At 73.3% G+C, this 24625-nt stretch carries 13 protein-coding genes; 12 read left to right on the forward strand and 1 reads right to left on the reverse strand.

The features are described 5' to 3' along the window. Window positions 1-52 precede the first annotated feature (52 nt). The 10 genes from K8638_RS13420 (at window position 53) to K8638_RS13460 (ending at window position 11762) form a co-directional block, all read left to right on the forward strand. Complete coding sequence (locus tag K8638_RS13420; RefSeq protein ID WP_223754896.1) at window positions 53-748, forward strand: lysophospholipid acyltransferase family protein; 696 nt, start codon at window positions 53-55, stop codon at window positions 746-748. Window positions 749-793: 45 nt separating this feature from the next. Then, complete coding sequence (locus K8638_RS13425) at window positions 794-3457, forward strand: carboxypeptidase-like regulatory domain-containing protein (protein ID WP_223754897.1); 2664 nt, start codon at window positions 794-796, stop codon at window positions 3455-3457. A gap of 45 nt (window positions 3458-3502) precedes the next feature. Continuing rightward, complete coding sequence (locus K8638_RS44550) at window positions 3503-3625, forward strand: hypothetical protein (protein WP_255662651.1); 123 nt, start codon at window positions 3503-3505, stop codon at window positions 3623-3625. Window positions 3626-3681: 56 nt separating this feature from the next. Then, entirely contained in the window at window positions 3682-4539 is an 858-nt protein-coding gene (locus K8638_RS13430) for a phospholipid scramblase-related protein (protein WP_223754898.1), read from the forward strand. Between the two features lie 56 nt (window positions 4540-4595). Further along, entirely contained in the window at window positions 4596-7319 is a 2724-nt protein-coding gene (locus K8638_RS13435) for a hypothetical protein (protein ID WP_223754899.1), read from the forward strand. A gap of 95 nt (window positions 7320-7414) precedes the next feature. Continuing rightward, window positions 7415-8479 (forward strand): hypothetical protein, encoded by a 1065-nt coding sequence (locus K8638_RS13440; protein WP_223754900.1) that lies wholly within the window; start codon window positions 7415-7417, stop codon window positions 8477-8479. After that, window positions 8476-9396 carry an AHH domain-containing protein gene (locus tag K8638_RS13445; RefSeq protein ID WP_223754901.1) on the forward strand — a complete coding sequence of 307 codons (921 nt, stop codon included), beginning with the start codon at window positions 8476-8478 and terminating at the stop codon, window positions 9394-9396. Before K8638_RS13440 ends, K8638_RS13445 begins: the two co-directional genes overlap by 4 nt. Window positions 9397-9415: 19 nt before the next feature. Beyond that, window positions 9416-10000 carry an imm11 family protein gene (locus K8638_RS13450; protein ID WP_223754902.1) on the forward strand — a complete coding sequence of 195 codons (585 nt, stop codon included), beginning with the start codon at window positions 9416-9418 and terminating at the stop codon, window positions 9998-10000. A 7-nt stretch (window positions 10001-10007) separates the two neighbouring features. Next, window positions 10008-10808 (forward strand): immunity 49 family protein, encoded by an 801-nt coding sequence (locus tag K8638_RS13455; protein WP_223754903.1) that lies wholly within the window; start codon window positions 10008-10010, stop codon window positions 10806-10808. Between the two features lie 66 nt (window positions 10809-10874). Continuing rightward, the gene (locus K8638_RS13460) at window positions 10875-11762 is read left to right on the forward strand and encodes a cupin domain-containing protein (protein WP_223754904.1); all 888 of its coding nucleotides are present in this window, start codon (window positions 10875-10877) and stop codon (window positions 11760-11762) included. A gap of 181 nt (window positions 11763-11943) precedes the next feature. Here the strand turns inward: K8638_RS13460 and K8638_RS45185 are convergent, their stop codons facing one another. Then, window positions 11944-15855 carry a two-component regulator propeller domain-containing protein gene (locus K8638_RS45185; RefSeq protein WP_223754905.1) on the reverse strand — a complete coding sequence of 1304 codons (3912 nt, stop codon included), beginning with the start codon at window positions 15853-15855 and terminating at the stop codon, window positions 11944-11946. 255 nt (window positions 15856-16110) lie between these two features. On the opposite strand from K8638_RS45185, the gene K8638_RS13470 reads away from it, so the two are divergent. Beyond that, window positions 16111-22644 (forward strand): HEAT repeat domain-containing protein, encoded by a 6534-nt coding sequence (locus tag K8638_RS13470; protein ID WP_223754906.1) that lies wholly within the window; start codon window positions 16111-16113, stop codon window positions 22642-22644. Beyond that, complete coding sequence (locus K8638_RS13475; protein ID WP_223754907.1) at window positions 22641-24491, forward strand: SWIM zinc finger family protein; 1851 nt, start codon at window positions 22641-22643, stop codon at window positions 24489-24491. The genes K8638_RS13470 and K8638_RS13475 overlap by 4 nt, the downstream gene beginning before the upstream one ends. The last annotated feature ends 134 nt before the right edge of the window (window positions 24492-24625 follow it).

Below are 24625 nucleotides of genomic sequence, written 5' to 3' on the forward strand. Positions count from 1 at the left end.
TCGACTCCTACTGTCCATCCTCTTCTGGTCGTTCCTGGCCGTCTCCAGCACGGTGCTCTTCGTGGGCGCCGTGCTCATCTGGCTCGTCACGCTCCCGTTCGACCGGAACGGCCTGGTGCTGCACCTGTACTCGTGCTTCTGGGCGCAGCTCTACTTCTACGTCAACCCGCTGTGGCACCTGAAGGTGGACGGGCGCGAGCGCCTGCCGTGGAAGGGACCGGCGGTGCTGGTGTCCAACCACGAGTCGCTGGGCGACATCCTCGTCCTCTTCGGCCTCTACCGCCCCTTCAAGTGGGTCTCCAAGGCGGAGAACTTCCGGCTGCCCCTCATCGGCTGGAACATGCGGCTCAACCGCTACGTGCCACTGGTGCGCGGGGACAAGGCCAGCATCGCGAAGATGATGGCCGACTGTGAGTACTGGCTGGCGCGCGGCGTGCCCATCCTCATGTTCCCGGAGGGCACGCGCTCCTTCGACGGGAAGGTGAAGCCCTTCAAGGACGGCGCCTTCGCGCTGGCCATGAAGATGAAGGTCCCCGTCATCCCCGTGGTCCTCACCGGCACGGCGCGCACGCTGCCCAAGCACGGCCTGGTGCTGAACGCCACGTCCAACTGCCACGTGCAGGTGATGCCCCCGGTGGACCCGGCCACGTTCCCCGACGTGGCCACCCTGCGCGAGCACGTGAGGGACCTCATCGTCGCGGAGAAGGCCCGACTGGAGGCCGGCCTGCCCGCCACCGCGCCGGCGTAGGCCCCCCGAAGACCCGGGCCTCCACGCCCTGCTACCGTGCGGCGGATGCGGTCGGCGGCGGTCGTCACACTCGGAGTGCTGGCGCTGGGCGCCGTCATCGCACTCGTCTCCCCGTGGCTCCAGGCTCCGGAGTCGCCAGCCCGCGTGGCGCGTGCTCCGGCCCGGACGCTGCCCGGCCCCAGCACGCCCACGCCGCCCCCGCGCGGTGCCCTGTCCCTCCGGGGCCGCGTGCTGGATGCGCAGCGCGCTCCCGTCGCGGGCGTCGAGGTGTCCGCCACGCGCGTCATGCCCGGCGAGTCCCTGTCCCGGCTCCCCTGCGACGCGGAGAGCCCCGAGCTGCCGCTGTCCTCCCTGGAGTGCGCCGACGTGGCGGGGAACGTGCTGATGGAGCTCATCGAGGTGGGACGCGGCGGCGCTCCCGTGCTCGCCCGGACCACCACCGCGGCGGACGGCACCTTCCAGTTCGACGGGCTGCCCACGGGCACCGTGACGCTCTGGGCGATGGATGCCCGGGGCTCCACCCTGAAGCCGAACGTCCCCACCGGAAGCGAAGGCGTGGAGCTGCTGCTCGCGAAAGGCGCAACCCTTGCGGGCCGTGTCGTGGACGAGTCCAGCGCGCCCGTGGCCGGCGCGAAGGTGACGCTCTTCGACGTCGAGGGCTCGCGCTACTTCGAGCTGAGCACGGGCGCGGACGGCCGCTTCGCCTTCCCCCACCTGCCGGACATCCCCTATGGCCTCGTCGCCTCCAGCCCCGGCCTGATGCCGCACTACCTGCCGGACGTCGTCGCGAAGGATTCCGGACTGAGCATCCTCCTCCACGCGCCCCGGCGGCTCGTCGGACGGGTGCTCGCCGGGGACAGGCCCGTCGCGGGCGCCCAGGTGCGGGTGCAGGGCACCTCCCATGTCACCACGACGGGCGCGGAGGGCCGGTTCGCCTTCGAGCCGCTCGCCCCGGAGGAGTACGCGGTGGAGGCGGAGCATGAGGGCCAGCACGGCCTGACGTTCGCGCTCATCGCGGAGCCTGGGGAGACGGAGGCCACCGTGTACCTGGGCCTCCTCTTCTTCGTCGAGGGAGCCGTCCGTGACGAGGCGGGCGGCCCCGTCGCGGGCGCCACCGTCTCCGTCATGCCCCGGAACGACGGCAAGCCAAGGACGCCCTCCCCGTCCGCCACCACCGCGGCGGACGGCCGCTTCCGGCTCGGGCCCCTGAGGCCCGGACGGACCCGCTTCGTCGTGGAGGCCGAGCAGTACCTGGACCTCCAGGAGGTGGTGGACCTGACCTCTTCCAGCCCTCCCCCCACCTTCACCCTCGCCCGTGCAGTCACCCTCGAGGGTGTCGTCACCGATGCCGAGGGCCAGCCCCTGGAGGACGTGCGGCTCGACGCCGCGCCGAAGCAGGAGGAGAAGCCGGCCCCGGAGCCGGAGGAGGACTCCGACACGGACTGGGAGCCGGAGATGGATTGGAATGGGAGCGACCCGTTCTTCGCGAGCTCGGATGCGGCGGGCCGCTTCCGCCTCAAGGTCGACAAGCCCGGACGCTATGTCCTCACCGTCGGCGGCGGCGACCACGTCTCCACGCGGCTGGAGGTGGACGCCCCCGCCACGGGGCTCCGGCTCGCGCTGCGCGGAGGCGGCTCGGTGAAGGGCTCGGTGGTGGACTCGCGCGGCGAGCCACTGGCCGAGGTGAGCCTCCACGTGCGGCTCGGAACCGGGAGCACCGCCCAGACACTGGACACTGTGAGCGACGAGGAGGGGAACTTCCTCCTGGAGGGGCTGCCCCCGGGCCCCCACATGCTGGAGGCCTCGCTAAAGCTCGCGGGCGCCATCCATCGCGCCTCGCGCACCGTGGAAGTACCGGGCCCCGGCACCGTGGAAGCCGTCGTCCGGATGGACACGGGACAGTCCGTGTCCGGCATCGTCGTGGACGAGCAGGGGCGCCCCGTTCCCGACGCCGAGGTGGAGGCCTTCACCTTCTTCGAGAAGTGGGAGTACCCGGGCGGCTCCCCCGCCACGGCGAAGACGGGGCCGGATGGACGCTTCACCGTGCACCACCTGCCGGAGGGCCGGTGCGTGCTGTCCGTCTCGAAGCCCGGGTACACGCAGGACGCGCGCGAGGAAGAATCCCGGCCGAGCTTCCCGGACTCCGCCCGCACCGGGGCCCGCGACGTGCGGCTCACGCTGCGCTACCAGGGCAGCGTGTCGGGACGCGTGCTGCACCCGGACGGAAGGCCCGTGGCCCACTTCTCCGTATACGGAGAGCAGCAGGTCACCCGGGGGACCGATGGCGACTTCCGCCTGCCCGTGGAGCGGCCGGGCCGCCACCACCTGCGCATCATTGCCCCGGGGCTCGGGTCGGCCTACCGGGAGGTGGAGGTCGCGCCCGGCCAGGACTTGGACCTGGGTAAGGTGCGGCTGGACCCCGGACGCCGGGTAAGCGGCCGGGTGGTGGACGCGGAGACCTCCGCGCCCGTGGTCGGAGCCGTGGCGCGGGTGTACCTGTCGGAGGAGCCCCCCGACGCGGAGGACCCGGAGGCGCGGGTCGCGATGCATATCACCTCCTTCGACGGCACCTTCACGTTCGTCATGCTGGAGTCACGCCCCCTGCGGCTGGAGGTGCGGCGAGAGGGCTACCTCCCCCTGCTCCAGCAGCTTGGCGCGGGTGACGAGAAACTGGAGCTGCGGCTGTCGCCCGGGTGGAGGGCACGGTGAGAGACCGCGAGAGCCGGCCCGTGGAGACCCAGGTCCGCCTTCCTCGTGCTCATCCTGGAGAAAGGCGCCCGCTGCCTGGCCTGGAGCGAGGAGCTGGACGTCCCCGCGGAAGGAGAGGTCACCCGCGAGCTGAAGCCGGTACCGCGCCCCGTGCCCGCCACGCGCTGAGCCCGGCGGAGCCCCCACCTTGCGCGGAGGGGCGAAGCAGCGTCAGGCTGGGAGCCATGAGCAACAAACCCAACCTCGCGAACACCGAGGAGCTGGAGCTGGACTGGGGCAGCCGTGAGCAGCGCGCGCCGGCGCAGGGGGGCGAAATCGCCGTCGCGAACGCCGCGCAGCTCACGGAGGTGCCCCCGGCCCAGCCCGGCAAGGGAGCGCCGGGAGACCCGCGCTACATGAGCCACGAGATGCGCGCGCAGCTCTCGGGCCTGCTGGAAGGCCCCTCGCTGCGCATGCGGCAGATGCGCGAGCTGGCGGAGGTGCTCATCGGCTGGGAGTCGAGGAACCAGTACGAGGTGTGCGACGAGACGGGCCGGGTGACGGTGTACGTGGGTGAGTCCGGCGACGGCTGGGGCTCGGCACTGAAGCGGAACTTCTGGCCCTTCTACAAGGCGCGGCTGGAGTGCATGACGCAGGGCGGCTCGGTGGCGCTCGCCCTGGAGCGCCCGTGGAGCTTCTTCTTCGCGAAGGCGAACCTCGAGGCGTGGGATGGCCGGCTCCTGGGCACCCTCCAGCAGCGCTTCACCTTCTTCGGGCGCCGGCTGGAGCTGCTGTCCCCGGGGGGCGCGGTCATCGCCACGGCGGAGGGGCCCCTCTTCAAGCCCTGGACGTTCCGCATCATGCAGCGCGGCGTGGAGGTGGCCGTCGTCCGCAAGCGGTGGAGCGGGCTCTTGCAGGAGGCCTTCACCGACGCGGACACCTTCACCCTGGAGTTCTCGCCGGAGTGCACGGACGGCCGCCTGCGGCAGATGATTCTGGGCCTCGCGCTGCTGGTGGACCTGACGTACTTCGACAACCGGAAGGACAGCTCCCCCGTGGGACCGGGCCTGCAGCTCCTGGACTGGCTGAACCCCTGGTCCTGAAGCCCCCCTGAGCGGAGCCTGCCCGGGCCCCCCGGCCTGTGCTAAATCCCCCGGCCATGTCCACGAGCGATGCGCTGAGCGCAGCAGACCTCGAGCGGCTGGTCCGGGCCGAGGCGCCCGACCTGGCCGAGGCCGTCCTCACCTTCCTGGCCCAGCCGGAGAAGGCGCCCGAGACGCCTCTGCCGAAGGATGCCTTCACCTTCGACAAGCTGCTCCAGACGCTCAACCAGGCCCAGGCGCGCTACGACGCGGAGGGGCGCCGCACCGCCTCCACCGAGGCCTGGCAGCGCTTCCTCTCGCAGAAGGACGTGCCGCTGCCGCCGCGGCTGTCCCTGGCCGGCCTGCTCGTCGGCCTCTACGAGAAGGACACCGACGCGTCCCGCGCGGCCCTCATCGACATCATCCGCCGCTCGGACCTGCGCTTCGGCCTGTGGGGCGGCCTCAAGCGCATCTACAAGCTGGCCGAGGCCCGCCACGACGCGGAGATTTTCGGCGTGCTCGCCTGGCGCTTCGACGTGGAGCGCGGCCGCGGAGGCCACCGCCGCGAGGTCTCCGGCGGCACCCTCACCTACCTGCGCCGCCGCGCGTGGCGCTACCTGCGCCACCTGGGCACCGCCGTGCCGGAGCTGTACCCCCAGTTCGCCGTGGAGGTGCTCCGCCACTACGAGCAGGACCCGTCCTGGTACTCCGTCTGGGTGGCCCACCACATCTGGGCCCACGGCAGCGGCAACTACACGGCCACGTCCTTCCCCATGCAGCCGCCCGCGGACATGGTGAAGCACCGCGCCTTCCCGGACGCGTGGAAGCGCTCGCCGGACGCGCTGATGCGCCTCCTGGACACCTGCCAGTCGGACCCGGCCGCGCGCTTCGCCATTCAGGGCCTGCGCAAGGACCACCCGGAGGTGCTGCGCAAGGTGACACCCGCGTGGCTGGACCGGCTCGCCCGCCGCCCGCTGGCCAGCGCCCATGACTTCCTCGTGGAGACGCTGCAGGGCTCGCCCGAGTTCCACCAGGGCCGGCTGCGCGCGCTCGGCCTGCACGAGGCGGTGCTCGCGCTGCTGATGTCCCCCAGCGACAAGGCCCGCGCGTACGCCATCGAGTACGCCCGTGCCCACGCGCAGGACCTGCCCGCCGAGCGGCTCGCGGAGCTGGTGTCCCAGGGCGCCAACGACGTGAAGTCCTTCGCCGCCGCCACGCTGGAGAAGCGCAACCCGCGCGAGCTGGGCCTGGAGCTGCTGGGCCGGCTGCTGTCGTCCAAGCCCACGAATGCCTTCGCGGCCCGCTCGCTGGAGCAGTCCTTCGACCGCGCGGAGCTGCCCGCCGCCTTCCTGAGGGATTTGTACCTGGGCACCAACGAGCAGCTCAACTGGGTGAAGGGCTTCGTCGCGTCCAAGTACGCCGCCACGGAGCTGCCCGCGTCCTTCTGGAAGGAGCTGCTGGAGGACCCGCGCCTGGAGAAGAAGCCGCACCCGGTGGAGGGGCTCGTGGTGAAGGCGCTGGGTGCGTACCCGCCCGCGGCCATCGGCCCGGAGTGGCTGCTGGACAAGGCGTCGCACCCGCGCATCGGCGGCACGGTGAGCAACTGGCTGATGCGCGCGGACAGCCTGCCCGGGCTGGACGTGGAGCGGGTGAAGGGGCTCGTCTTCAGCACGAAGCACCGGAACGTGGCGCTGGCGCTGCTGGGCAACCGCAAGCTGTTCACCGCGCGCCAGCTCACCGTGCCCTGGCTGCTGGCGCTGGCCCGCCGCGCGGACCCGCAGCTCCACGGCTTCGCGCACCGCTACCTGCTGGAGCACGTGGCCCCGGCGGACTTCAGCGACTCGGGCGACGCCGCCGCGGGCCTGGAGCGCCTGTTCGAGCTGGCGCTGGGCGCGAAGCAGCCCGTGCAGGTGCGCGGCTTCGCGCAGACGTACCTGCGCTGCCACCACCCCGTCATCGGCCCGGAGCAGCCGGAGTCCAAGTCCTACGAGCTGAAGCCGCGCGCGCCTCGCAAGGCGTACACGCCGGAGAAGCTGTGGCCCGCGCTGTCCGACACGCGCGACGACGTGCGCCGCTTCGCCCTGGCGATAACTCGCGCGGAGCTGCGCGCCTGGGGCTGGCACACGCGCGTGTACGAGCTGGCCGACGCCGAGGCGAAGGAGGTCCGCAACCTCGCCTATGACGCCCTGCTGAAGGCGGGCGAGGAGGGCGCGGACGCGCGGCACGTGTTGCAGCCGGAGGAGCTGGACCCGGTGAAGGTGTTCTCGCTCACGGAGAGCACGAAGCGCAGCACGCGCGAGGTGGCGGTGGAGCTGATTCGCCGGCACTACGCGCGGCTGGGCGGCGCCGAGCGGCTCGCGTGGCTGATGCAGAGCGCGGACCGCGAGGTGGGCCTGTTCGCCGTGCGGCTGCTCTGGGAGAAGCACCGCCCCACGCACCTGCCGGAGGGTTGGAGGCCCGCGGGCGCGGAGGAAGCGCCCGTCGCCGGCACGGAGCGCTTCGCCAACGTGGACGCGCTGCGCACCTTCCTCCGGAAGATGCTCTTCGGCCTGCCGCCGGGGCGCGCGAAGGAGGCCCGCGAGGGCGAGGTGCAGCGCCGCCTGTCCGCCAGCGTGGCCAAGCGCCGCGTCATCGAGCTGGTGCGCGACCTGGGCCTGGAGGACGAGGCCTTCGCCCGCGTGGTGGCGCCCGTGCTGGGCGAGTTCACCGGCTCGATGGCCAAGGGCGAGTGGCAGAGCTGCCTCGCCTCGCTGGTGCGGCTCCGCGCCGCGCATCCGGAGGCGCAGCTCGGCGGACTGTGAGGAGCCCGCCTCTCGTGTGAGGCCGCGCAGTTGCCGCAGAATGTGCGGGTCCTGGAAGTCGGGGAGATGCGCCCATGAGAGTGGTTGCGGTAGGGATGAGCTCGAGCCTTGGCCCGGCGACGACCGCCTGCGCCGCATTCCGGGCGGGCATCGTCCGGCCAAGGCCCTCGGAAGAGGTGGCCACCTTCGCCCCTGGTGACCGTGAGCCGCAGCCTGTCTTCGTTCGCGAACTGCGGGGGTCGACCTTCGGATTCTCGGGTGTGGGCCGGCTCGTGGCCATCACCCTGGAGGCGCTGGAGGACCTGGGCACCCGCGTGCCGCTGGATACGCTCGGCCGCGAGGCGGGCGTCTTCCTGGCGCTGCCCGGCTTCGTGGATGGCTCGGGAGTGGCGGCGACCGAGCGGCTGGGACGCCAGGTTCTCGGGAGGGCGCTGGAGGCGCTCGGCGTGTCGTGGCCGGAAGAGCGATGGCGGTTCTTCGGTGGTGGCTCCGCGGGCTTCGCACTCGCGCTGGACGCTGCTCGTCAGGGAATGGAGCGCGGCACCTTCGAGACCTGCGTCGTGGGTGGGGTCGACTCGCGGACGGAGCCGGGCCACCTGCGCTACCTGCTGGCGGAGCGCCGGCTCAAGACGGCGGACAACCCGGTGGGCCTCGTGCCCGGCGAGGCCGGTGCGTTTGTCGTGCTCCGCTCCCGAGGTCCGAAGTCAGCGCGGGGAGCAACGCCCGCGGTGGACATCTCTGCTGTCCGGCTCGGGCACGAGCCACGGCATCGGGGCACCGATATGCGCCCGGATGGTGTGGCGCTCTCCACGTGCGTCCAGTCGGTGCTTGGCGGTCAGCCCTCGGGAAAGGGAGATGTCCTGTTCGTCACGGACCTCAATGGCGAGGAGGTGCGCGCCTGGGAGTGGGGCTGTGCGCTGATACGCCTGCGGAGCGACGGGGTGCTGAAAGGGGATGTCCCTTTCTGGGTGCCAGCCACGGGGTTCGGTGACGTGGGGGCGGCGGCCGGCGCGGTGGGGGCCTGTATCGCCAACCACGCCTTCTGGCGCCGCTACTCGCCGGCCTCCCGGATTGTCGTGGTCATGCAGTCGGACTCGGGAGAGCGCGCCGCGTTCACCGTGTCCTCCAGTGGAACCCCGGAACGAGGAGTCCGTGCATGAGCAGGCCAGGCAGAGGCAGGGGGAATGGCCCGGTGACGCTCCAGGGGCTCGTGCAGGGCCCCTTCGAGCTGTACGGAAAGCCCGTCTCCGACGGGCGACCCAACCTGCGTGACTTCGGCTCCACGCCTCGCGGCACGGGCGAGATGAAGCGCAACGAGCCCCGCAGGAAGCAGGTGAAGGAGACGAGGAAGAACCGCAAGCGGGATGACGGCTCGCGGGAGGCCGCTCCACACGTGGACCCCGGCAATCCGAAGCGAGCCATCCTCGCCAAGGGCAGCAGCTATGCGAGGAATGGAGCAGCATACATCCGCGGCACCCGTCCCTCGGAATACAGCACCTTCCCGCACCTGGGCCCCGCGGCGTTCCAGGCGGATGTGCAGTCACGGGCCAGCATCAGCCAGCCATCCAACTTCAACCCCGAGCTGACCGGACAATCCCTGCCCTACCCGTGGCGCGCCCACCACCTGATTCCGGGCGAGGCTTTCTATACGGAGGATTCCGAAGGCGAGCTCATTTTCGACAAGGAAGAGAACTTCGACATCGTGCTGCAGACGCCCTACGACATCGACCATGGGCACAACCTGATTCTGCTCCCGTCCCTCGCATGGGCCGTGCCCGTCCATGCGCTGATGCAGCATCCCAACAATCACAATGGCTACACGAAGGACGTGATGCACCGGATGAAGAGCATCGACAACCAAGTCGACACTCTGCGCGGAAAGCGCCTGGAGCATGCAGCCATCGTGGCCAACGTGTTCGAGGAATTGAAGAGCCTGGAGTCGGACCTATGGGACGAGCTCCTCGACGAGTCACGGGCAGCCGTCCGTGGAGCCGCTGAGGGCCGACTCCATGATGGCCCCTGGTGCCGGTGGAAGACACAGGAAGGCAGGGAGTATGTCTGGCCTTCACTCTGGTAGCGTCACAACAGGAGGACCGGTGAGCTTCTCGCTACTCTGCGACCGGAATGATGGGGCCGTCCTCGACGCCTATCCGAAAGGAGGCCCGGAAGGGTGGCGCTATCTGGTATCGGAGCGCCTGACGGCCGAGTATCCCTCCGGCGGCCTCCTCACGGGGTTCTCACCCAACTTCCCGGACCTGCGGAAGCTCTACGACTTCGTCGACAACATCCTGGACATTCGCGTCGTCTCAAACCGGGTGCGGCGCGTCATCCTGGAACTGGCGCCCGACGACGTGGAGTTCCTGCCCCTCACCCTGGTCGACCATCAGCGGGACGTCGTCTCCCGTGATTACTTCATCATGAACGTGGTCGCCGACCGGAACGTCATCGACCTCGAGAGCTCCAAGGTCCGGATGAGCCACATCCTCCCGGAGGAGATCAGCCGCGTGTGGCAACTGACGCTCAAGGACGACATTCCTCCCGAAGGCCCCAAGGTCTTCCGCCCCACGCATCTGCGCGGCTACACGATGGTCGACTCCACCATCGCAACCGCGCTGACCCGCGCCGGAGTCACGGGGGTGAAGCTCCTCCCCGCCAACGGCTGGAACGGGAAGTTCCGCTGAGGCCCCCATGGAAATCGACTTCGCCCTTCTCCGGGAGAACGCTGGAGCCGCGGTACCCGTCCTCATCTCGCACATCGCCCCGGACACGGAGCGCGACCGGCTGGTCGAGGAGGTGCGCGAGCTGTGCCGCTGCTTCGTCAACATCGCGGCGGCCACGCTGCTCCTGGAGGGCCGCTCGCAGCCCTTCTTCCTCAACCTCTGCCGGGCGGCGGAGAACTGGCGCCGGCTCCTCGTCCACCTGGAGCAGCGCCAACAGCCGCCCCCGCCTGCCTCGTGGGGCCTCACGCCGCTGGCCGGCGTGGTGGCCGCGGGCCACTGGGAGCTGGCCACGCGGGTGGCGGAGCGGCTGTCGGCGCACAGGCGGAAGGAGGAGGGAGAGTACGCCGTGGAGTTCGCCTGGGCCTCCGCGCTCGGCGGCCTGGTCCTGCACGCGGCGAGAGGAGAGGACCCCACCTCCCGGATTCAGGAACTGGCCCGCGTCTCCAGGGAAGAATGCTGGCCCACGCTGGCGCGGGCCCTCGTGGACGGGGACTCGGCCGCCTTCCTTCCCGCCTTCGCTGACGCCCATGCACTCCACGAAGCCCGCACCGAGAAGCTGGCACGCGGCTTCACCCAGCGGGAGGACCGCTTCGCCGCGCATCGCTATTTGTGGTTCGAGGGACTGGCCCTGCTCCGGCTGGCCCGGAAGCGCGGGCTCGACCTGCCCGCCGAGCGTCACCACTACTGCCCACCCCTGGCCCAGGCGCCCATGACGGAGCCGTACCAGGGAGACTGGGTGGCACGTCTCGGCCAGTCCTCCGTCACCTGATGCTCAGCCCCCACACCTGTCACCACGAGCCCCTGAACCCGCCGGGTGCGGCTACGCTGGCGCCCCATGCTGCTCGATGAACTGTTGAACGACTTCCCCCGCGAGCGCTTCCTGCGGGAGCACTACCAGCGCCGTCCCTACTCCGGCCGGGCCGCGGCGGAGCGCCTGCTCCAGCTCGGCACGTGGGACACCATCGACGAGCTCATCGAGCGCACGGAGTGCGACGTGCTCCTGGCGCGCCAGGACGTGCCCTACACCGGTGAGCGCCCCAGGACGGCGCGAGAGGCCCGGGAGCTGTTCGCGCAGGGCTACACACTCGCCCTCCGCCAGCCGGACCAGCACCACGCCGGGCTGGCACAGCTCGCGCGCACCTTCAGCGCGGAGCTGCACGGCCGCATCAACCTGCACATCTACTGCACGCCCGCCGGCCACCACGGCTTCGGCTGGCACTGCGACCCGGAGGAGGTCTTCATCCTCCAGACCACCGGCCGCAAGGACTACCTGCTGCGGGAGAACACGCTCCACCCCGTGCCCCTCCCGGAGGCCCTGCCGAGCGGCGCCCTGGCCGCGAAGGAGACGACGCCGGTGGAGACGCGCTCGCTGAGCGCCGGGGACTTCATCTACATCCCCGCCGGACACTGGCACATGGCCCAGGCCCCCGAGGAGGCCATCTCCATCTCCATCGGGCTGATGGCGCCCACGCCGCTGGACGTGCTCGACATGGTGCGCGCCACGCTCGCCAGCAACCCCGTCTGGCGCCGGCGCCTTCCCGCCCTGGGGCACGCGTCCGGCCTGGACGACGCGCGCAAGCTGGAGCTGCTCCGCACGCTCTTCACGGAGCTGGGCGGCGAATTGCAACGCGCCCTCTCGGACCCGGGGCTCCCCCTGCGCTTCCTCGCGCAGACCGCCCGGTTCTACCTCCGCGCCGCGGGAATCCGGGGCAGCGGGCGCTGACACCGGGACGGGCGGTACGCGCCCCACGAGGCTCGAGCCGCCACGGCGAAGTTCTTCGAGCGCTGGAGCACATGGACGCCCGAGCTGCACGACACACTCGCCGCCCGCATCCGCGAGGCCCAGGGCGCGCGCTTCCGGCGGGTGCGCTACGGAGCGCTGGGCGAGAAGTGACGGTGGCCCGTCACGCGCGCGCCAGCTGCTCCCGCACCAGGGCCCGCAGCACGTCCGCGGCCAGCGGTTTGAAGAAGCACCGGCCGGGAGGCAGGCTCTCCAGGAAGGCGCGGGCCTCGGGGGTGAAGGCGCCGCCGGTGATGAAGACGACGCGCTCGCGCTGGTCCGGGGCCACCTCCGCCAGCCGCTCGAAGAAGGCCGCGCCGCTCATCTCCGGCATCATCACGTCGCAGAGCATCAGGTCGAACCGCTCGCCATGAGACAGGCGCTCCAGCGCCTCCTGGGCGCTCGACGTGCTCTCCGCGACGTACTCACCCGCGAGGATGCGGGCCACGCCGCGCGCCACCAGCGGCTCGTCGTCCAGCACCAGCAGCCGCGCCCGCCGGGGCGCGGGCGCCAGCGCCTTCGGGGGGGGCACCCGCCTGGCTTCCTCCGCCCCCTCGGGCGCGGGCGGGAGCACCACCCGGAAGCGCGTGCCCTTCCCCAGCTCGCTCTCCACCTGGATGTCGCCCCCGAGCACGCTGATGATGCCGTGGCAGATGGACAGCCCCAGCCCCGTGCCCACGCCCACCGGCTTGGTGGTGAAGAAGGGGTCGAAGATGCGCTTCAGGTGCTCCGGCGCGATTCCGCTCCCCGTGTCCGCCACCTCCACCACCGCGCGGCCCTCCGCGTCCGTGAAGGAGGAGAGGGCTATTTCATGGCGCTCCGCGTGTCCGTCGGGAATCGCCTGCGCGGCGTTGACGAGCAGGTTGACGAACACCTGGCCCAGCCGGGCCTCGTTGGCCATCACCCTCGGCACGTCCCCCAGCGACAGGCGGATTCGCGCCCGGTGCCGCACCTCGTTGTGGCAGATGGACACCGCGCTCTCCAGGACGCGCCGCACGTCCAGCGGGTGGGTGGTCTCCTCGTCACCTCGGCTGAAGGTCTTCAAGTCCCGGACGATGTGGCGCACCCGGCCCGCGCCCTCGCTCGCGTCGCGCAGCGCCTCGGCCAGCGACTGCAGGAACGACACCTGCACCTGCGTCACCTCGCCGTTCGCCTCCGCCAGCAGGGGCTCCAGCCGCTCCAGCACGAACTGCTGGTTGCCGATGACGTAGGAGAGCGGGTTGTTGATTTCGTGCGCCACGCCGGCCGCCAGGGTGCCCACGCCGGACATCCGGTCCGCCAGCCGCAGGCGCTCCTCCATGCGCCGGGCCTCCGTCACGTCGCGCGCCACGGAGACGGACGCCACGCGTCCTCCGAAGCGCAGCATCACCCCGCACACCTCGGCGAGCGCCACCGAGCCGTCGCGCCGGACGATTCGGGCCAGGCGCTCCGGGAGCAGCTCGCCCCGCAGCACCGCGTCCCGCCGCTCGTTCCACAGGGTGCGCTCCTCTTCCGGCATGTGGGCGGCCATCGGCTTGCCGGCCAGCTCCTCGAAGCGCTCGTAGCCCAGCAGCTTGAGCGAGGCCTCGTTGGCGTAGACGGCGCGGTCGTCGTGGAAGATGGTGATGGCGACGGGCAGCCGGTCGATGAGCCGCCGCAGGCTGCGCTCCGCCTCGGCGGACGTATCCAGCGCCGACTTCAGCTCCGCGTTGGCGGTGGCCAGCTCCCGCGTGCGCTCCTCCACCCGCGCGCTCAGCTCCAGCGCGCGTGCCCGCAGCCGCCCCACCCGCCAGCGGTACGTGCCCAGCGCGCCGCCCGCCACCACCAGCCCCACCGTCATCAGGAAGCCCGGCGCCTCGAAGAAGCGCGCGGGGCGGACCAGCACCACGCCCGTCTCCACGGGGCCCCAGCGCCGGTCGGTGGACTCCGCCCTGACGCGGAAGCGGTACTCGCCCGGCGGAAGGTTCGTGTAGTTCATCGAGCGCCGCGTCCCCGCCTCCGTCCAGCCCGGCTCGAAGCCCTCCAGCCAGTAGTGGTAGCGCACCTTCTCGGGCGCCACGAAGGTGAGCGCCGCCCAGCGCAGCTCCACGTCCAGCACTCCCGGCGGCAGGCCGTGGGTGATGTCCACCGGCTTCCCGCGCGACAGCACCTCGGTGACGTGCAGCGGCGGAGGGGTGCGGGCCCGGGGCTCGGACGAGACGGGCACGCGCACCGCGCCCACCACCGTGGGGAACCAGACCTCGCCCGCGCGGGTGCGCAGGCTGGCGGCGTTGGAGTAGCTGTTGCACTCCACGCTGCGCATCCCCTCCGAGCGGCCATATGTCACCGCATGGACGCGGCTCACCCTGCCGGCGAAGAACTCCGCCAGCTCCGCCTTGTCCACGCGGAAGATGCCGCGGTTGCTGCCCATCCACAGGCGGCCGCGGCCGTCGTCCACCACGGACAGCAGGTTGTTGGCCGGCAGCCCGTCCCGGCTGCGCACCCGGGCCACGCCGCCGGCACTCACACGCGCCAGGCCGTCATCGGTCGCCACCCACAGCGTCCCCGGGTCCTTCGAGTCCAGCTCCAGCCCGCTCACGTCACGCCCCGCGAGCGCCCGCTCCGGCCCGTCCTTGCGCAGCACCCCGCTCTCGTCCAGGAAGTCCAGCCCCGAGGCCGAGCCCAGCCACAGCCCGCCCCCGGGCGCCTCGCGCATGTTGGTGATGTTGTCCCTGGCGAGCCCGTCCTGTGACGTGAAGACGCGCCACTGGCCGTCGCGGCGCCGGGCCAGTCCGGCCCGCGTGCCGAACCACATGGCGCCCGTGCGGTCCTGGAGGAGGGAGTACACGCTGTCGCTCGGCAGTCCCTCGGCGGTGGTGAGCCGCTCGAAGCGCCCCTGGTGGAAGCGGGCCGCGCCCACGCTGGTGGCCAGCCACAGCGCCCCCTCCCGGTCCTGGAAGATGTCGGAGATGCGGCCCGGCGGGGCGCCCTCGGCCGCGCCGTACACGGTGAGCTGCCCGTCCTTCCACCGGTGGAGCCCGCCGCCGGAGGTGCCAATCCACACCGCCTCCTCGCGGTCCTCGTAGACGCTCCACACGAAGTCGTCGACGAGGCCCTCGGGCTTGCCCACCACCTCCAGCTCGGGGCGGCGCAACTGGTGGAGGCTGGCGGAGAAGGTGCCCACCCAGAGGCTGCCCTCGACGTCCTCGAGGAAGGACACGACGTGGGCGTTGGTGGGGACGCCCCGCGCCGGCGTGTAGCGCCCGCGCTTCAGGCGGCCGAAGCCCTCCGCCTCGGAGCCCACCCACAGGCCTCCGTGGCGGGACGCGCGCAGGGCGGTGATGCGGACGGGCGCCTCGGGGGGCGCGGGCTCGAAGCTCCCGGCGGCGGTGCGGCGCCACAGCCCGCCCGCCTGCGTGCCCACCCACACCGCGCCCTCGCCGTCCGGCGCGAGCGCCATGACATGGTCCAGGGGACCGGGGGGACTCATGCGCTCGGCCAGGCCCGCTCGCACCCGCCACAGCCCCGCCGTGCGGGTACCCACCCAGACGCCGCCCTCCGCGGGCGCCAGCGCGCTGATGTCCTGGTTGCCGAGCGCGTCCACGTAGACCAGCCGGAGGCCGTTCCCGGTGCCCGCCACGTAGGCGAGGCCATGGTCGGTGCCCACCCACAGCGTGCCGTCCGGAGTGCGCTCCAGGGCGGAGACGCGGTCCCCGCGGAGCCCGGAGCGGGTGGGCAGGTGGGAGAAGGTTCCGTGGGAGATGCGCACGAGGCCGCAGCCGCCGGTGCCCGCCCACACGGTGCCGTCCGGCGCGGCGGCCAGGGCCATTATCTCCTCGCACGGCAGGCCCACGGACTGGTCCAGCACCGTCCAGGTATTGCCGTCGAAGCGGGCCAGGCCCTCCTGGGTGCCCACGAAGAGGTGCCCGTCGGGCGCCTGCGCCAGCGCCAGCGCCGAGCTCTGCGGGAGCCCGTCATCCAGGCCCCAGACGCGATGGAGCGCGCCGGAGAGCGGCACGTCCGCCTCCTCGGCCCGGGACGCAGGCGCCAGCAGCGCCGCGAGCATGGCGAGTGTCACGAGGTGACGCGGCGTCACCTTCGACCTGTGTTGCGCGAGCAAGGAGTGCGGCCCCCAACGGACAAACGCGGGGAGCCTACCCCATCCCGGGGGCGCCCACCCGTGACCGCCCGTGTCATACGCGCGGCGGGGGACCTCCAGCGTGGGAAGGAGGTGGGCCGGGGTGCATGGCTCCCGCTTCGCCTGCTTCGGCCTCGACCTCCTTCTCCACCGCACGCCTCACAGTGCTAAGAAGGGCCTCCCGTAAGGAGCGTCATGCCCGTCCTCGCCATCGGCAACATCGAGAAGGTCCGTGCGCTCGCGGCCAACGCCCGCATGCTGCTGGTGGGCGGGGCGCGTGCCTCCGCCGCCAGCCGTGTCACCGCGTACGAGCCGGGCTCCAACAAGGTGCTCTGGAGCACCGAGCTGCCCTCCGCCGTGCTCGCCCTCGCCCTCTCCGGCGAGCGCTGGGCCGCCGCCGGCGCCGACGGCTCCCTGCACTTCGGCACCCTCTCGGACGGCAAGGCCGACTTCCAGCTCCACGGCGTGCACCCCGGCGGCGCCACCGCGCTCGCCTCCAGCGCGGACGGGAAGCTCCTCTTCAGCGCCGGCGCGGACGGCTCGGTGCGCGCCTGGGACTGGGAGTCCACGCGCAAGGTGCATGACTGGAAGGCCTCGCCCCAGCCGCTGCGCGCCGTGGCGGTGGACCCCTCCGGTACGTACGCCGCATGCGGCGGTGACGACGGCGTGGTGCGCTCCTTCACCGTGGCCACCGGCGCCCGGCGCGACATGCCCGGCCACGAGGGCGCCGTGCGCGCGCTCGCCTTCACCCCTCGCGACGGGCGCCTGGTGTCCGGCGGCGACGACGGGAAGCTGCGCATCTGGTACCTCGTCGGCGCGGTGGAGTTCGAGGTGCGCGGCGACAAGGACTCCGGCCATGCCGGCTCCGTGCTCGCCCTCCTCTTCCCGCCCACCCCCGCCGCCGAGCCCGGAGGCGAGGAGCCCTCCGACCGCATCTGGTCCGCCGGCAGCGACGGCAAGGTGAAGGCGTGGCGCCTGGACGAGCGCCGCAAGCCGCGCACGCTGGACTGCGGCAGCAAGCCCGTGGGCGCGCTCGCCTTCATGCCTCCCGCCAACGCGCGGCAGGCGAAGCAGATGCTGGGCTCCGTCTTCGCGGCCGGCGAGGACCGGCGCACGCACCGCTTCGGCATCGCCGTGGACGGCAAGCCCACGGACGACCACGACACCTCCCAGCACGGCTTCGACCTGCTGACCGAGTCCCTCAAGGCGGGCCGCCCCAAGCGCGAGTCCGCCGTGCGGGAGGCCGCCGCGCTGGAGGAGACCGAGGCGCTCGACTTCGTGCTCCAGGTGCTCGGCTCGGACAAGGACGCCGAGGTGCGCCGACTGGCCGCGCAGGAGCTGGCCGCGAAGGGCCGCACCGCCGCCCGCCCCAAGCTGCGCGAGCGGCTCAACGACGACCACCCCATGGTGCGCAGGGCCGCGCTGGAGGCCCTGGAGAAGCTGGAGACCGAGTCGCCCCTGGCCGCCCCGCGCGCCGCGCTGGACTCGCGCTTCGCGGACATCCGCGTGGCGGGCCTGGAGCGGCTGGCGAAGCTGGGGGGCGTGTCCCCGCTGGTGCCGGGCCTCATCGCCGGGAAGCTCGCGGACGGCGAGGCCGCCGTGGGGCTGGCCGCGCTCGACGCCCTCTCCGAGGTGACGCCCGGAGGCAGCACCGAGCCGCTGCGCACCGCCTTCGAGCGCGGCCCCGCGCACCTCGAGGTGGAGGTGCTCATCCGCGCCGCCGGGGCCGGCCTGCTGGGCCACCCGCAGCTGCAGCCGCTGGCGGCCCGCGCGCTGGATGACTCGGACGCGGACGTGCGCCGCGTGGCCTTCACGGTGCGCGTGCTGGAGCGCCGCGCCCTGGCCCACGCGCTGGAGTCGCGCGACGAGGACTTCGCCCGCGCCACCAAGGACGTGGCCCGCCGGCTGGCCCAGCGCGCGCGCCGTGCCCAGGGTGTCACCGGCAACACGCCCCTGACTGACGCGGAGGTGCAGACCGCCCGGGACCTGCTGCCCGCGCAGGGCGCCGTCGGTGGCCCGCTGGCCGAGTCCGACCTGGAACCCCTGCTGGCCGCCATGGCCTGCCGCACGCCGGACACGGCGGTGCGGGGGGCTCGCGGCCTGGCGCAGCTCGGAGACGCGCGGGCGCTGGGCGCGCTGCTCCAGCTCTCCCGCGAGCCGGACGCCGCCATCCGCCGTCAGGCCGCCACCGCCCTCCAGGCCCTCCAGGACCCTCGTGCCCGCGAGCGGCTGGTGTGGATGCTGGACGACGCGGACGCGGACGTGCGCGCCGCGGCGCTGGAAGCCGTGGTGGCGCTGGACACGGACGCGCCCCTGTCCGCCGCCGAGGCCGCGCTGCGCTCCGGCCACGAGGACGTGCGCGTGCGCGGCCTGGACCGGCTGGTGAAGCTGGGCGCGGCGACGCAGGGCGCGGAGCCGCTGCTGGGTGACGCGCTGGAGGACGAGTCCTCCAAGGTGCGCGGCGAGGCCTTCCGCACGCTGTGGGCGTGGAACGAGAAGGAGCCCCAGAAGGCGCTGGACCGCGCGCTGGCCGGCCGCTTCCCGGACCTGCGTGGCCGCGCGGTGGAGGTGCTCTCGCAGCGCGGCACCGAGGACTGGGCGCTGGAGCGGCTGCGCAAGTCCGTGGAGGACCGCGACGCGGGCGTGGCCATGTCCGCGTACGACGCGTGGGTGAAGCTCGCCGGCAAGGAGAAGCCGGAGCCGCACCTCGCGGCGATTGCCTCCACGCACCCGTCCCTTCGCATCGCCGGCGCGAGGGGCTCCGTCCACGCGCCCGTCGAGACACTGCGCTCGCCGCTGCTGAAGCTCGTCCAGGACGAGAACGTCGAGGCCGCCGTCGCCGCGCTGGAGGCGCTCGACAAGCTGGTGCCGAAGGAGAACGGCCCCCTGCTGGCGGGCATCGCCTCGGCGTCGCTGCTCGTGCGCGTGCGCGCCGCGGAGCTGCTGGCCCCGCGCGGCGCCGAGGACATCATCGAGCCGATGCGGGTCCTCATCACCGACAAGGACCTGGAGCGCCTCTACCCGCCCGCCCTCCTCAACCCGCTGCGCATCCGCGCCTCGCGGGCGCTGGCCTCGCTGGGCTCGCGGCGGCTGCTCAACTTCTTCGCCACCGTGCTGCTGCCGCACGACCTGGGCGACATCCAGGAGCAGGGCGCCCGGGGCCTCGCCACCGCCAGCCGCCGGGGTGACGAGGGCTACCTGCTGGACGCGCTGGGCCACGCCAACGTGGCGGTGCGCTCATGGGCCGCGGACGGCCTGTCGCGCCTGGGTGACACGCGCGCCCTGCCCGTCCTCACCGGCAACCTCCGCAACGACCACCTGCCCATCCGCCTCGGCGCCATCCTCTCCTTCGCGGCCCTGGGCTCCGAGGGTGACGGCGGCCTGCTGCACGGCCTGGAGGACCGCGCCCGCGAGGTGCAGGAGATGGTGTTCGCCATCGTCCTCGCCCGCGACTTGCGCGCCAGCCGCCGGGGCGAGCCGCCCGACCTGCTCACCAGCGCCCTCTCCAGCGGCAGGCCGGAGGTGCGCTACGCCGCCGCCCGCGCGCTGGAATTGCGCACGGAGGCGGACGCGTACCGCGCCCACCTGGTGGAGGCCCTGCTGCCGCCGCGCCCGGAGAAGGCCGGAGACATGAAGGAGTGGCCCGCCGAGGAGGACCGCGCGAAGCGCATGGTGGGGCTCGCCGAGGCCCTCTCCAGCGACCAGCCCGAGCAGCGCTACGCGGCGGCCCAGGTGCTGCTGCTGCGCAACAAGCCGCTGGACTACTTCCGCGAGGCCCAGAAGGTGGCCCGCCCGCGCACGCTGGAGGCCCCGTGGAAGCCGGAGACGGCGCCCGCCGCCTCGCCCGTGCAGGCCACGCCCGCGAAGAGCTGGCTGCGCCGCCTCTTCTCCGCCGTGAAGCCGGGTGTGCCGGAAGCCTCGCCCGAGGCGGCCGCCACCGCCGAGCGGCAGCACCTGCGCCGGCTCGCCTTCGGCGCCTACGTGGGCCTCTTGCGGCAGGTGTCCGCGGGTGATGATGAAGGCCACCGCGTGCGCCGCGACGCGGTGGACCGCGTGGTGAAGCTGACGCAGGAGGGTCATGCCGGCACACCCGCCGCCGTGGCCGCCCTGCTGCGCGCCCTGGAGGACCCGCACCAGCTGGTGCGCAAGGCGGCGCTGGCCGGCCTCAAGGAGCTGTTCCCCGCCGGCAGCGACGAGCCGCTGTCCCTCGCCCTGGCCTCGCTGTCCCCGGACGTGGCCCGCGCCGCGCTGGACGAGCTGACGGAACGCGGAGACGTGGCGAAGCCGCGCATCACCGCCGCGCTCAACTCGCCGCTGGCGGACGTGCGCCGCTATGCCTTCGAATTGCTGGAGAAGCTCAGCCCGCCCGGCAGCCTGGAGCCGCTGCTGGCCGCGCTGGGCAGCGAGCACGCCGACCTGCGCGTGGGCGTGATTGAGCGGCTGGCCGGTGCCAATGACCCGCGAGTCACCGAGGCGCTGGGCCGGGCCATGGCCAGCGAGCACGAGGACCTGCGGCTGCGCGCCTCGGAGCTGCTGGCGTGGCGCGGGGATGACCGCGCGGTGGAGGTGCTCGCCGCCTTCTTGCGCTCGGAGAACGCGGCCGCCGCGAAGCGCGCCATGGAGGCCCTGGCCCGGCTGGCCACGCCCGCCGCCGTGGGCGCCCTGTCCGCCCGGCTCCAGGCCGCCCCGGATGCCAACGAGCGGCAGCGGCTGGTGGTGGCGCTCGGCAATACCCGCCGCGCCGAGGCCCTGGACGTGCTGGCCCGCCGGTGCCTGGAGGACGAGTCCCCCGCCGTGCGCGGCACCTGCGTCACCGCCGCCATGAATGTCGCCGGCGCGGACGTGAAGAAGCGCGACGCGGCGCTCGCGGTGCGCTTCCTGCGGCAGGCGGTGAAGAGCCAGGACGTGGCGGTGCGGCAGGCCGCCGTGCGCGAGCTGGAGTACGGCACCGAGGCCGGCCAGTCCGAGGCGCTGGTGGGCCTCTTCGCGGACCGCGACGTCACGGTGCGCGCGGAGGCGGTGGCCCGCTACGCGAAGCGCGTCATCGAGCACGGCGCCAGCGTGGAGCCCCTGGAGGAGGTGCTGCGCGGCGGCGCCCGCGAGCTGATGCTGCCGGCCGCCGAGGGCGTGGCGCACCAGGGACGCGCCAGCGCGCTGCGGCCCCTGCTGCTGTACGCCCGCGCGGGCGAGGACGGCCAGCGCGAGCGCGCCCTGCTCGCCCTGGGCACGCTGGGCGACGCGCGCGCCCTCTCCGAGCTGGAGACGGTGGCCGCGGGCGGCACGCCGGAGGCCCCGACGGAGCCCTCCATGATGGCCGCCGCCATCGAGGGCCTCGGGCGCCTCGCCTCGAAGCTGCCGGACGGTGAGGACCGCCGCCGCGTCGAGGAGAAGGTGGAGGCCGCCGCGGTGGAGGGCACCAGCCTGGACCTGCAAGCGGCCGGCATCCGGGGCCTGCGCGCCATCGGCGGCGAGCGCGCCCGGGTGAAGCTGGAGGCGCTGCTGGGTGACTCGGGCACGCACCTGTACGTGCGCACGGCCGCGGTGCAGGAGCTGGCGAAGCTGAAGGACCCGGAGTCGGAGACCGCCCTCGCGCTCACCCTGGACGCCCCCGAGCAGGACCTGCGCCGCGAGGCCCGCAAGGCGCTGGACGTGCTCTTCCCCAGGGAGCGCACGCGGGTGGAGTTCCACGCCGTGGCCAGCCGCTTCCCGGACATCTCCGAGCCGGCCGCCGCCTACCTGTCCGACGAGGGAGACCCGGCGCTGCTGGTGCCCCGGCTGGCCACGCTGTCCAACGTGGGCCTGCGGCTGCGGCTGCGGCGGGGACTCGCCCGGCGCGGCGCCCTGCCCGTCCCCGAGGCCGTGGCGCTGCTGGGCCACGACAAGCCGGAGGCCCGCGAGGAGGCCGCGCTGCTGGTGGGCACCTGGACGGGTGAGGCCCGCGAGCCGGGCGCGGTGGACGTGGCCGCGCTGTCCCGCGCGCTGGTGACGGCCGAGCGCCGCACCGCCACCGAGTGGGCCGCCGCGCCCGCCCCGAAGCGCGCCCCGCTGTCCGCCGCCTGGGAGCGCCTGCTGTGGGCCGGCTCCCGGCTGGGCGCCGCCGCCCTGTCGGACTCCGCGCGCACCCTCCTCCAGGGTGGCGAGGCCGGAGCCCCCGCCCGCGTGCGCCAGGAGGCCGCGCGTGTGCTGGGCCGGCTGGGCACCGTGGAGGGCACGCTGCAACCGAAGGGTGCCGCTCCGGCCGGGCCCGTGCTGTCCCATGACAAGGAGCGCGCCGCGGCGGCCGAGACGCTGCGCGCGGCGCTGGGCGACCCGGACGCGCGGGTGCGCGCGGCGGTGGCGGACGCGCTGGCGAAGCTCGCCCCCGAGCGCGCCGCGGCCTGGGCGCTGGAGGTAAAGCCCTTCGACCCGGTGGCCCTGGGCCCCACGGGTGACAGGCCGGCGCCGGACGCGCTCACCACGTCCGAGGGCCGCCGCCTCGCGGTGCCCGCGCTGCTGGGCACCCGCGCCGAGGAGCCGCTGCTGGCCCTGGCCCGGAGCGCGAAGGCCGACGTGAAGCCGGACGCCTATGCCGCGCTGGGCCGGCTGGGCACGGACACGGCGGCGAAGCTGCTGCACGACGCCGCCTTCGACAACTCGCAACCCGTGGAGCTGCGCAAGGCCGCCTGGCGCGCCCACAAACGTGCACGCCGCGCCGCCGAGCGCGCCCGGAAGGAAGGAACCCCGTCGTGACGACCGCCACCCGTCACCCCGTCGAGCTGCGCTACGCCACCGCGAGCGACGTGGAGGCCGCGCCGGACGCCTCGCGTGTGCTGCTGGCCCTGGAGGGCTCTCGCGGCACCGTGGGCGTGCGCGGCCGAGTGCGCGACGCCGCCCTCTTCCGCGACGTGCTCGCCGCCACCTTCGGCATCCTCGCGTCCGACTTGCGCTACCGGGGCAAGGACCGCACCGCGTACCTCGCGTATCTGATGAAGCAGGGGAAGCGGGCCAGCGCGCAAATCTGGGAGGCGCAGAAGGCCTTCCTCGACAACGCGCTGGAGGGTGAGGAGAAGAAGGACGCGGTGCTGGACCCCGTCCTCACCGTGGACCCGGACAGCGTGTCCCTGGAGGTCTTCTCCCGCGACGAGAGCGCCTACGCGCGCCTGTCCCTCGACAACGCCCTCTTCGAGGGCCGCGAGGCCGCGCACGGCTCCACCTTCCTGGACGTGCCCCCGGAGCTGCCCGCCCGCGTGGACCGGCTGCGCACCTACATGCCCGTGTCGCTGGAGGCCCACGTGGCCCTGCCCGCGCGCCCCTCGCAGCCTGGCCGCGAGCCTCGCAACGTGGAGGTGCCGCACGCGTGGCTGCGCGGCTTCCTCCAGGTGCAGTCCGCCGCCACGTTGCCGGCGAGCACGTGCCGGCTGGCGCCCATCGACCTCTACAACCTCCTCTTCGCGCTGCGCACGCGCAAGGCGAAGAAGGCCCCGCGCGCCCTGCGCTTCGAGCTGGTCCCCGGCGCCCCGCCCCGGCTGGTGCTGGAGCCGTGGGAGCTGGTGCTGGAGTGCCACGGCGGCACGTACACGGGCAGCGCGCCCGCGGTGGTGCGCACCTTCGGCCGCCAGCGGCTCGCCGCGCTCGCGCGCCTGCTGCCCCACGCGCACTCGGTGCGGGTGCAGCTCCTGGGCCCGGGTCTGCCGGTGTTCTGGGTCATCGACATGGGCGCGGCCACGCTGACGCTGGGCCTCACCGGGTGGACGGAGAGCGGCTGGTCCTCGGCCGCCGCCTTCGACGCCCTCATGCCCCGCGCCGTGCCGGATGGGCTGGCGGAGAAGCTGCGCGGCCGGCTGCTCGCGGAGGGGCCCCTCTCCTTCGACACGCTCGTCGCCGGAGCCGGAGCGCCGAAGGAGTCCGTGCGCGCCGCGCTCCAGCTGGAGTGCCTGCGCGGGCGCGTCCTCTTCGACCTCGCCCGGGGGGAGTACCGCCCCCGCGAGCTGATGGCGGCGCCGGTGGACGAGGCCGTCATCCGCTACGGCAGCGAGCGCGAGGCGCGGGCCCACCGCCTGCTGGGCGACGGCGGCCCGGGCGCGGGCGAGGTGAAGCTGACGAAGGTGCACGAAGTCGTGGGCGAGGGCACCCGCATCCACGGCGAGGTGGTGGACCGGGAGGCGGTGCGCAGCTTCTTCCCCAGCTTCATGCTGGACGTGGAGGGCCGGCTGAAGGACGCCTCCTGCGGCTGCCCGCACCACCGCCGCTCCGGGCTGCGCGAGGGCCCCTGCGAGCACCTGCTGGCGCTGCGCCTGGCGTACGGGCGCCGCCGCGCGGAGGAAGAGGCGCTGCGCAAGACGCCCGAGGGCCGCAAGCTCATCCGGGCGGAGACGCGCTCCTACGTGCGCCGCGACGCGGAGAGCGGCCTGGAGACGGTGTACCGGGTGTCCCTGGACGGGCAGGTGGTGGCGGTGGAATGGGGTCCGCGCACCGGCGAGTCCCGCCACCAGCGGCTCTGGTTCGACACGGATACGGAGGCGCGCACGGCCTACTTCGCGCGCCTGGAGAAGCTGGCGGCCGACGGCTACATCGACGCGGCCTCGGCCTTGGTGTAAACCTCTCACTCACGGCCCGGCCGCCTCGGCGCGGCCGGCAGGACAGGAGCGACGGAACGACGACGGAATGCGCTTCACGCGCGAGCAGCCGAGAGAGGTCTGGAGTGCATCAGCCTGAGCGCCTCGAGCGCGGG

The sequence above is a fragment of the Myxococcus sp. RHSTA-1-4 genome (assembly GCF_020037125.1).
Lineage (GTDB): Bacteria > Myxococcota > Myxococcia > Myxococcales > Myxococcaceae > Myxococcus.